This window comes from Saccharibacter floricola DSM 15669 (assembly GCF_000378165.1).
GTDB lineage: Bacteria > Pseudomonadota > Alphaproteobacteria > Acetobacterales > Acetobacteraceae > Saccharibacter > Saccharibacter floricola.
The window spans coordinates 62539-73261 of record NZ_KB899344.1 but is presented as its reverse complement, the minus strand read 5'-3'; the positions used below and the strand labels follow the sequence as shown (position 1 = coordinate 73261).

General features: G+C 49.8%; 12 protein-coding genes. 1 reads left to right on the top strand and 11 read right to left on the bottom strand.

Annotation, left to right across the window (positions count from 1 at the left end):
• Positions 1 to 173: 173 nt before the first annotated feature.
• Positions 174 to 341: a hypothetical protein gene (locus tag F457_RS0109810; protein ID WP_169584123.1), complete on the bottom strand. Its 168-nt coding sequence runs from the start codon at positions 339 to 341 to the stop codon at positions 174 to 176.
• 620 nt (positions 342 to 961) lie between these two features.
• Positions 962 to 1417, bottom strand: a complete 456-nt coding sequence (locus F457_RS0109805) for a hypothetical protein (RefSeq protein ID WP_018980970.1) — start codon at positions 1415 to 1417, stop codon at positions 962 to 964.
• 231 nt (positions 1418 to 1648) lie between these two features.
• Between F457_RS0109805 and F457_RS0109800 the strand changes: the two genes are divergently transcribed.
• Entirely contained in the window at positions 1649 to 3007 is a 1359-nt protein-coding gene (locus F457_RS0109800; protein WP_018980969.1) for an L-serine ammonia-lyase, read from the top strand.
• Here F457_RS0109800 and F457_RS0109795 read toward each other — a convergent pair.
• The 9 genes from F457_RS0109795 to F457_RS0109755 form a co-directional block, all read right to left on the bottom strand.
• Entirely contained in the window at positions 2981 to 3316 is a 336-nt protein-coding gene (locus F457_RS0109795; protein WP_018980968.1) for a putative quinol monooxygenase, read from the bottom strand. The two genes, F457_RS0109800 and F457_RS0109795, sit on opposite strands and share 27 nt — an antisense overlap.
• A gap of 74 nt (positions 3317 to 3390) precedes the next feature.
• Positions 3391 to 5520 carry a M3 family metallopeptidase gene (locus F457_RS0109790; RefSeq protein ID WP_018980967.1) on the bottom strand — a complete coding sequence of 710 codons (2130 nt, stop codon included), beginning with the start codon at positions 5518 to 5520 and terminating at the stop codon, positions 3391 to 3393.
• 99 nt (positions 5521 to 5619) lie between these two features.
• Positions 5620 to 6879, bottom strand: coding sequence for a glycoside hydrolase family 28 protein (locus tag F457_RS12825; protein ID WP_018980966.1), 1260 nt, complete (start codon positions 6877 to 6879; stop codon positions 5620 to 5622).
• A gap of 45 nt (positions 6880 to 6924) precedes the next feature.
• Complete coding sequence (locus F457_RS0109780) at positions 6925 to 7281, bottom strand: hypothetical protein (protein ID WP_018980965.1); 357 nt, start codon at positions 7279 to 7281, stop codon at positions 6925 to 6927.
• An 11-nt stretch (positions 7282 to 7292) separates the two neighbouring features.
• The gene (locus F457_RS0109775) at positions 7293 to 7787 is read right to left on the bottom strand and encodes a chemotaxis protein CheD (RefSeq protein WP_018980964.1); all 495 of its coding nucleotides are present in this window, start codon (positions 7785 to 7787) and stop codon (positions 7293 to 7295) included.
• A complete protein-coding gene (locus F457_RS0109770) occupies positions 7784 to 8173 on the bottom strand; it encodes a response regulator (RefSeq protein WP_018980963.1) in 390 nt (129 codons plus the stop codon). The genes F457_RS0109775 and F457_RS0109770 overlap by 4 nt, the downstream gene beginning before the upstream one ends.
• 106 nt (positions 8174 to 8279) lie before the next feature.
• Complete coding sequence (locus F457_RS0109765; protein ID WP_018980962.1) at positions 8280 to 9326, bottom strand: protein-glutamate methylesterase/protein-glutamine glutaminase; 1047 nt, start codon at positions 9324 to 9326, stop codon at positions 8280 to 8282.
• Positions 9327 to 9329: 3 nt separating this feature from the next.
• Positions 9330 to 10172, bottom strand: coding sequence for a CheR family methyltransferase (locus tag F457_RS0109760; protein ID WP_018980961.1), 843 nt, complete (start codon positions 10170 to 10172; stop codon positions 9330 to 9332).
• A gap of 10 nt (positions 10173 to 10182) precedes the next feature.
• The gene (locus tag F457_RS0109755; RefSeq protein ID WP_018980960.1) at positions 10183 to 10695 is read right to left on the bottom strand and encodes a chemotaxis protein CheW; all 513 of its coding nucleotides are present in this window, start codon (positions 10693 to 10695) and stop codon (positions 10183 to 10185) included.
• Positions 10696 to 10723 lie beyond the last annotated feature (28 nt).

Here is a 10723-nt window from a genome sequence, read left to right as displayed (position 1 = left end):
AAAAGCCGATTATCGTGTGCTGGACGTGACCAGCGACCGCGCTCAGGCGGCAAAAGCTCACCAATAATCGCCCATTCTGCGTCTGTTAAATCACCGCGCATACACTCTCTCCTTCCCAACGAGAAGGAGTGCATCATATACAAAAATATTTTTTGTCAACAGCTCCTAGTGATCTATGAGTGGACACGAACCACAGTGCTATCGACCCTGTCTTGCCAGTCATCAGTCAGTTCCAGCTCTACCAGAGTTTGCAGCAGGGCATCCAACACACCCTGTACAGCCCAGCGCCCGTGTTCAGAAGGCAAAAGTGAGCCAATAATCGCCCATTCCAGATCCGTCAAATCGTTCTGTACTATGCCTGTTATCTTTTCATGAAGAAAACACATCAGACTTTCAGAAAATTGTATAGACCTTTTGTCAGCGTGACCTAGACGGAGCGCTCTATATCACCAAACGCATTAAACACTGTCAGAAAAGCATTGAGCTAATAACTCTTCTGACCGTTAGTTATGGCCAGATTAGATCTATGTGCGACAATACCACAACCACTTCCTCGTAAGTTCTTTATGACAGAACACGGTTGAGTAGGGTCTCTCCAATTGTAAGCTTAATAAACATGAGGCCATAATAAGATGCTGGGCTGGGCCTTAAAGGGCATCTTATCATCCTTTTCCTAAGGTGAACTCACTTTCAATATCCACATAGATTATTTGAGGATAAGCAGACAGACTGAAGCTCTCTACCATAACAAACCCCACTTATATGCTGCACACTCGTTAAGTAGGCTCACACAAGCAGGGGAGAACTCCATCAGATCGGAATCGCTTTTCAGCTTTTCTTTATCCAAAAAAACTTACTCAACACGGCAAGACCAACCATTTCCTCTGCTCCGAAGGCTTGTGGACGATGCCAGGATCACTCCCCCACAAACCCACGTTGCACATCAAATAAGCGTGCCTGCTCAATTCTCAATCTCGAAGCTCACACCTTGCAGCCCAGCGGCCAAACGTGCACCCGTCGCCTTAGACTTTAACTTCAGACGAACACCATTACTGTTTTTCAGAAGAGAGGCGCCAACTCCCTTCGACATAGTCGCTTCCGCTGTCACCGCTCCATAGGCACCATCAAAATCACGAAGATGTTTGAGGTTATACACCTCCCCTTCGGCTTTTAACGATGAGTAGCCAAGCGAAACCGCATTCCCACCTTTGATCTTAAAACGATATGTGTGATGGCCATAAGTGAGCTTCCCCTCTCCCCATGTATAACCAACCCCCACATCAGCTGAATGGGTCTCAAAGCTCACATGCCCTACAGGCTTTGCTGGCATTTCTCTCGCCAAAGCAGGGCTCGAGACCAACATCGCCGCCATAGTCCCTGATACAAGCGCATTAATCCGCGGGAATACCATTGTCATAACATCATACCCCTCACCTAATTTTGTATTCTTAGATATGGAGTTATACGAGCTCTCTTGCAATTACTCTCACAATAATGTGTACTCTTCATACTATGCGGGACAGCCAGCTTATGTGACAACATGATGACAAATCAATACGGTATAAAAATAAATTTTACCCCCTTATAAAATGGGCTCTATCGTCCCATAAAGTGAGGAGACCATCGCACCGACGGAGAGCTGCTTCTCATGATTAGCCTATTCGATCTCTTTAAGATTGGTATTGGCCCTTCCTCTTCCCACACAGTCGGCCCGATGAGGGCCGCTCATCGTTTTGCTGAAGAACTTCCACCAAACTCCCCTGTTTCTCGCCTTGTCATCACACTCTACGGCTCTCTCGCTCTCACAGCCGATGGACACGGCACCAGCCGCGCTGTATTGCTTGGCTTAACAGGCGAAACACCTGAGACAGTAGATCCGCATGCCGCTCAGCAGATCATCAAAACTGTTACGAAAAAGAATCAATTAACCCTTCCCCATCACTCGATCGCCTTTAACCTTGAGACAGACCTCATTCTTGATACCTCTGTCACACCTCCCGTTCACCCCAATACACTGCAATTTGAGGCACTCGACAGCAACAATAATAGTCTTTTCAAACAACGTTATTGCTCCGTCGGAGGCGGGTTTATTACCCCTGAAGAAACTGCTCAAACAACATCCTACACCCTTCCTGATGGGCCGTTTGAGTTCCAGAGCAGCCAAGAGCTTCTCCATCATGTCCGTGAGAACAACATGACCATTGCTGAGATTGTCATGGCCAATGAATGTGCTCTTCGTTCACGACAGGAGGTAGAAACTTATTTAGACCATATTGATCATGTCATGATGAGTTGTGTTGAAGATGGACTTCATCATACAGCCCCTCTTCCCGGCCGTCTTAATGTTAAGAGACGGGCTGCCGAGCTTTATCACAAGCTTGAGAAAGACCGCGGCAACAACCAGCCTTCACCCCATCGCGTTATGAGCTGGATTAGCCTCTTTGCTATGGCGGTGAATGAAGAAAACGCTGCGGGAGGGCGGGTTGTTACCGCCCCCACAAATGGCGCCGCAGGCGTTATCCCCGCTGTGCTGCGCTACCTTCACGATTTCTGTCCAGAAAACTCTCGCGATACACGCCGAACGTTTCTTCTCACCGCCGCCGCTATCGGCGGTCTTTTTAAGCTTAATGCGTCCATTTCTGGTGCTGAGGTTGGCTGTCAGGGAGAGGTCGGCGTCGCCTCTTCTATGGCCGCAGGCGGGCTCACCGCCGCACTAGGCGGAGAAGCCGTCCATATTGAGAATGCCGCTGAAATCGCCATGGAACATCATTTGGGAATGACATGCGACCCAATCGCGGGACTTGTACAAATCCCTTGCATTGAGCGGAACGCCTTTGGTGCCGTAAAAGCGGTCAACGCAACCTCACTCGCGATGCACGGAAACGGTACGCATTATGTATCGCTTGATCATGTCATCCGCACGATGGCAGAAACAGGCCGGGACATGAACCACCGCTATAAAGAGACCTCGCTTGGCGGGCTAGCAGTCAACGTCCCCGAATGTTGAGGCTTTTACGTCATTTTGACGCTCATGTAGCCGCACACGGCGTGTAACGATATTCAAGCGTTTTAAGGCATCTGAGAATTCTGCAAAATGAGGGGCTTTTTCATGCTCCTCAAATGCTACCTTATCCTTATAGATCTCGTACAATACAATGACATTGGGCTCATCGTGCGGTGTCAAAATCACAAAATCCAAGCAACCCGGCTCATCGGTAACGGAACGTTCTGCATCAGAATGGCAAACGTCTAAAAATGACTGGAACGTCTCAGCCGTCGTTTCAAACTCTGCAATTACGGTGAGAGAATTAGACATACACATATTCCTTCTTTTCCCTGTTACGGGAGCTCCACTGTCACGCCTCTGGTAGCTCCCGTCAACCTATTCCGTTAAGGTGTCATGTCTTCCACGAGCCCACGGTGGCGCAACATGGGCTCAATATCAGGGTTTTGACCATAAAAGGCCCGGAACATTGAACCGTAATCCTGCGTATGACCTTGCGAGAGAATCAGGTCACGAAAACGCTGCCCATTAGCCCGCGTGAGTCCACCATGTGCGCTGAACCACGCAAAAGCATCCTGATCAAGCATTTCTGTCCAGAGATACGCATAATAGCCCGCCGCATACCCATTAGACCAAATATGAAGGAACGTGCTGGATCGGTACCGTGGCGGTATCTGGGCCACATCCAACCCCATCGATCCAAGCTCCTGCGCTTCAAACATGTCCACCTTCTGGCGTGGTGCGGTTGCAGACAACCCATGCCAACGCAGATCAAGCGTTGCTGCGGTGACAATCTCGCCCAGCGCATAAGACTGGTCGAAATGTGCCGCTTTCTTCATCTTCGCCACTAAAGCCTCTGGGATCGGCTGGCCCGTTTGATAATGCCGCGCATAATGAGCGAGCACTTTTGGGTCAAAAGCCCAATTCTCATTAAACTGGGACGGGAATTCGACAAAATCACGCGCAACATTAGTGCCTGATAGCGTCGGATAGGTCTGGTTAGCAAAAAGCCCATGCAATGCATGCCCAAATTCATGGAACATTGTCACCACATCATCTGAGGTAATCAGCTGAGGCTGGCCTGCAGACGCTTTGGCAAAATTTGCTACATTATAAATCACAGGCTTCGTGCCAAGCAGATGAGATTGCCCAACGAAATTGGACATCCACGCACCACCTGACTTCGTGTCCCGCTTAAAATAATCAAAATACATCAAGCCCAGCGGGCTATTATCGTGGTCAAATACCTCATAAACCATCACATCGGGATGATAGGTTGGGATGTCATGACGTTGCTTAAAATGCAGCCCATAGAGCTGTTCCGCTGCATAGAAAACACCATCTGTGAGGACATGATTAAGCTCAAAATAGGGCTTTAGCTCATCTTGATTAAATGCAAATTTCTCACGTTTAACCTGTGCAGCATAATACGGCCAATCCCATGGCTGGAGCGTGCCGGTTTGCTTATCGTGCTCCATCGCCTTCTGTAAAAGCGAGGCTTCACGTTTTTGAGCTTTTGCTAAAGCCGGAACAAGCTGCTGCATAAACCCCGTTGCCGCCTCGGGTGTTTTGGCCATTTGGTCATACAGCACATAAGCCGCATAGTTCGGATAGCCAAATAAAGCCGCCTTCTCCGCTCTCAACTGCGCTAGCTCCGCAATAATTGCCCGTGTATCATGGGCGTCCCCTCGTTCAGCCCGCGTCCAGCTCGCCTCAAACAAAGCCTGCCGCGTCGTGCGGGACTGTAGAGCCTCAAGCTCGGGCTGCTGCACCGTGTTTTGTAAACTCAGTAAAAACTTCCCGGGGTGATGGCGGTCTGAAGCTGCCTTTTGAGCGTTCATGAGCGCCGCATCATCCAGCCCAGCGAGTGCCTCTTTCTGATCCACCACAAGCGCACCATCACGCGCCGCCGCTACGAGGCGCTGCTGATAGGCGGATTCAAGCTCGGCCTCACGTTTATTGATCGCCCGTAACCGTGTCTTCTTCGCAGGAGGTAGCAAAGCCCCCGCATGCACGAATTGCTGGTAATAAACCTCTAAAAGCTGAGATTGCTCCGCATTCAGCCCAAGCGTGGCGCGCTGGTCATACAGCGTCTTAATACGCGCAAAAAGACGCGCATTGAGGTTAATCTCATCTTGATGCTGGGCAAGACGTGGTGCTTCCCGGCTCTGCACACGATCCAACGCAGGAGTGCTGTTGGCCTGATATACCCCAAAGAATGTTTCCGTCACGCGGTCTAACAACCGCCCTGACTTTTCAAGAGCAACAATCGTGTTCTCAAAGCTCGGCGCCGCTTTGTCCTTCGCGATCGCGTTGACTTCTCGCAGATGTTCCACCATTCCACGTTCAAAGGCTGGCTGATAATCGCTTTCCTTAATCCGATCAAAAGCAGGCGCCTGATAGGGATAGGAGCTAGGCTGGAAAAAGGGATTGGCAGAAGCAGCGTGAGCTGCACCAAAGGAAAGAGCTCCCATTGATGCAACCCCAGCAAGAAGAATCCATCGTTTTAGACGCATGGTGGTACCCTCACAGCGGCGGATCGAGAAAAAACAACTATTGTTTATTCGAAACAATACAGCAACCCTCCCCCACACCATTAGGACAATTTTAAATGATTATTGAGGGAAAGGGAGCCATGCACTCGTACAGTCAAAAATCTTTGTCTGCTCCCCACTCGCTGAAACAACCGGGATGAGCGTTGCGTAATTTTGCTTTAAAGAAACACCAGTCACGACAGCATCTCTTAAAAAAACGCTCATAATATGCTTTGCGTCATAGCCATTAAACACGGCCTCTCCACCAGAACCTCTGAGATGATCTAAAGCGATATTCCGATAAACGGGAATCAAATTTCCCCCATCTCGCCCCTCATAATGCGTATCAAAAAAGATCGGCCAACGATTAGAACGGAGACATATATTTTCGTACGTCACATTCTGTACCTCACCTCCTCGGGTTGTATCGCTCTTTATCCGCAACCCCGAAGTTGTGCCGTCTAACACCATATTCTTCACTAAAATATGCTGCACACCGCCCGCTGTTTCGCTGCCAATCGACAGGCCATGTCCCCAATAAAAATGGTTATCCGTCAAAGAGATATAATGGCTGCCTCCACCATTCGCCCCAGCTTTGATAGCCACATTATCGTCTCCAGTGCGGATGAAGCTATGCGCAATCGTCACATCCTCTGCTGAGGCGGGATCAATCCCATCTGTATTCCGTGCGTCAGCTGGAGCATCAATTACGACCCCCCAAAAGGTTGCTCCACGCACGTGATCCGCCATAACATGGAAATTGGCCGCATTTTGTAACGTAATATGGTAGAAGGTGATGTTACGTGCATGATCAAGCACAATAAGACGTGGGTTATTCTGCTTTGACCCAACCTGTTGCGCCTGACGCGCTATCTGCCACCACGAAACAGGCTGCCCATCAATAAGCTGACCGCCTTGGCCATCAATGCGACCTTCCCCGACAAGGCCGCCCCCGTCTGTGTGGTCAAACGTCAAAAAAGGCCGGCAGCTTTTTCCGTCATGATCCAACATGCCGCACATTCCAGTGCCACGATCATACGCCAATGGATTTGTCGTCGCGTTAAGGACAGCCCCACGATCTAACCATAGAAAGATCCCTGTCGAGACGGTTAAAGGGTCGCTCACATAGCGCCCTTGCTCAAAATGAACCGCCTGCCCAGCGGGGCAATGGTCAATGACAGATTGCAGCTTCGCTTGGTCAGCCGGCGTTACCGTCGCACAAATATGCTGAGGATAATGAGGTTCTACAACCTGCCGCCGGTCTTGCGCATGGGCCTGAGAGACCATGCTGACCGCTAAACATAGTAAAAACACGCGTCCCACGTTTAGACGTCCCATCATCTTTGCCTCTACCCTTTTACAACGTAAAAGGCTTCTCTCTCATGGTTAGAAGAACGTTACATCGTCCCCTTTATCAGTGAGTTCTGTTGCCATCACTCCCTTTAAATGATCCACAACGTGACTCAGCCTCACATCCTTGATGAGGCCTTTCAGTAACCAAACCGGATCATTCCCTGCAGCAAGCTGTGCAGAGACAGCCTCTAGAACCGTTTCAACCGCTTCAACCTCTTGTGTGGCTGCATCCAAAGTTTGAAGTCGCTCTAACTGCTTACTCGTGACAGTCCCTGTCTGAACCGTTTCCGAGACAACGCGCTGGCTTTCCTGAAGGTGAATACGCGCATCATGAGCAATATCAGCCAAACGTGCGAGCAATGTCGAACTATGCACTGTGGTCTTTGGCATTTCTCGTCCCCTCAATATTCCAACCCTTGCGGCAATTGCCGAACGGGTGCTGTGGCTTGCAACACTTTCCCTGTCGTCGGCCAAAAGCGAATACGCCGCGCATGTTGTCCGCCAAAACTATAGGAGACGCACTCAATATTCTTCTTCTGAAGATAGCTCAAAAGAAAGCGTACATTCTCCTGCCCAATATCACCGAATTTAGAATGGAGAGCCGCCCCACCAAACGCTTTACACACTAAATTACCGCGTCGCCCCCCTGCCTGCAGCACTTTTTCAATAAGGCAATCCATCGCGTTTGCCCCATAAAGATACGCAGACTCGTTGTGACTATGACCATATGCCCCACCTGGGATGAGAAAATGGTTCATCCCCCCGACAGCCGCATAGATATCGTACAAACACACCGAAACACAGGAGCCAAGAAGTGTGCCAAAGACGACCGCTGGATCATCTGAAACAACGACATCCCCTTGGACAATCGTGACAATATTAAGCCCAGCAATCACCGAATAGGCCCAAACACCTTCTCTAGAGCTTCTTTAAGCTTGGCGACCGTATAAGGCTTCGCGAGGAAATTATTCACCCCTGCAGCCACGGCGTCCTGAACCAGCCCGGCATTGGCTTCACCTGTTAGAATAATGAACGCCGATTTCTTTGTTTTAGGGTTCGCACGCACAGCCTTTAAAAGTGCCAGCCCGTCCATCTCCGGCATATTGAAATCAGAAATAATAAGATGCGTTGGGTTAGCCTCTAAATATTCTAGGGCTTCTTTCCCATCTTTACGCTGCGCAACGCCTTGGAAACCAAGCGATGCCATATGGCTTGCAAGAACTTGGCGAATAGATTGTTGGTCATCCACAATAAGAGCGCGAATTTGTGAAGCGGATGGCATAATGTCACCTTTCTGCTTTCTAGACGGTAATGATACATAAAAGTTGAGGCAAGCATGTGTCACAGCGTGTTAAAACAACCGAGAGCACATTGCACGGAATGATTTTTTAAAGATGCATAGCCACCCTCGCGATCTCTTTTAATGGAACAGTACGCCCCGCCGCCCCAATTTCTGTTGCGACACGCGGCATACCATAAACCACAGAAGACGCACGGTCTTGTGCGATAGTCTGTGCTCCATGCTCCCTCATCTCTAGAAGGCCTTGGGCGCCATCTCTACCCATCCCTGTCAGGATAATCCCCAAGGCATTTCTTCCCACATGACGGGCTACTGAAGAGAACAACACATCAACAGCAGGACAATGTCCTCCCACAGGAGGAGCCGCTACAAGACGCGTCGTCACAGACTGCGGCCCCCCTTCTACCGTCACATGGCGCTCACCACCTGGAGCAATCCGCACCATCCCTGGCGCCAATACTTCCCGATCATGCACTTCTGCAATGGATAAATGAGGGATGAGACTGTCCAGCCGTGACGCAAAACTCGCCGTAAAAAGAGCTGGCATATGCTGGCAAATAACCACAGGGGGACTCCCTGCAGGGAAGCCTTTTAGCACTTCCTCCACGGCCTCCACGCCACCGGTAGAAGAGCCAATAGCAACGACATCAAAGAGCGTTTTCCAAACACCCGTGACATGAGCATGGGGCGTGTCACCAGCAGATTTGCGTGTTTTTACATCCCCACCGCGATGCCCCGGGTGAGAAGAAGCCGCCTCCAGCAAAATACGTCCCAATCCAGCAAACGCCTCTCCCGCACCTCCAGACGTTTTTTTCGGAAAACACTCAAAAGCGCCCATTTGCAGCGCCTTAATCGCCACATTAGCCCCCTGAGCCGTCAGACTAGAGACCATCACAACAGGGATAGGACGCAGGCGCATAATCTTCTCAAGAAACTGCAACCCGTTCATACCCGGCATTTCCACATCCAAAGTAATCACATCGGGCTGATCCTGCACGATGATATCACGCGCCTCAATAGGATTAGCAGCCTCACCGATGACGTCTAGATCGGGATATTTCAGCAAAGAGCGCTTAATAAGTTCTCGCGCTGTTTTTGAATCATCAACAATGAGTACCCTAACACGCTTCTGCATCACTTAAGCCCTTTTGATGTAAATCGTGGGAGCGACGGCCTCAAGACCACAGTCGCGCATGTTCTCAACACGTTCAGAATGACCAACATACAGAAAGCCTCCTGGGACGAGCCGGCCTGCAAGCCTTTTCCAGAGTGCATTGCGTGTTTCATCGTCAAAATAAATGACAACATTCCGACAGAAAATCACGTCAAATGATCCATGAAAAGGCCATACACGATTTAGGTTTAACGGCTTAAAAACCGGCAAACGCCTAATTTCTCCCGCCATGCGAAAACCACCAACACCATTTGGCTCCATAAATTTACGCCGCATATGGTCTGGCACTGTTTGCACTTCTTCAGCAAGATACTGACCAGCTTGGCCAAAATTAACCACCGAATGGTTAATATCTGTAGCAAGGATCTTCATATCCAACCACGGTGCATCAGATATCTTATCGACAACCGACATCGCCATGCTCCACGCCTCTTGCCCCGTAGAGCATGCTGCCGACCACATACGACAACGCCCGCCGGAACGAAGCGTTCGACTCATGTGCGGAGCGACATGGTCTTCCAGATGTTCAAAGTGGCTTTTCTCACGAAAGAACTGCGTCACATTCGTTGTTAAAACGCAGATAAGCTCCTGCATTTCTTCCATACCATCAGACGAGCTTACATAATCAAGGTAGGCGCCAAAAGACTCCTTCCCTGTTGCTCGAATACGGCGCGACACGCGAGAGAACACAAGGCTCCGCTTGGAAACAGGCAAGCTAATACCTGCTTCTCGCAAAGCAATGGTTTGCACACGCTGGAAGTCATGCTCCGAATAAGAAAAATCACCCGCTGCATCTGGAAACGACATCAGACTTCCCTCACGTCAGGGCTGTCGGGGCCGTTGCCGTCCCGGCTGCTTCCTGTCCTAAAAGCTGAGAAATGACCGCATCAAGCTGCAAAATACGAATGACACGCTCACCAACAGTCACCAAGCCACTCAGCTCCGCCGCGCCACCTTCTACGGAAATCGGCTGGACATCACTCAGGAGAATATCGGTAATCCCCACGACACCATCGACGAGGAGGCCGCATGTTGTCTGTTCGTCCGACTCAATAACGATCACGACCCGGCGCTCATTATCCGTTTGGGCAGGCACATCAAGATATTTTGCCAAATTCACCACGGTCACAATGTTCCCACGGATATTGATGGCTCCCTCTACATAGGGCAAGCAATGTGGCAAATATGTAGGTTTCTCATATTCTCTGATCTCTTTAATACTCAAAATAGGAATGCAATATTCCTGATCACCTATTACAAAGATGATCATCTGTTCTTTATTCCCTGCGGTGCCATCTGTATCGGGCTGAACTGGCTGCTTTTCGTCCACGAATTTATCCTTCCTTATTGCCTTCACG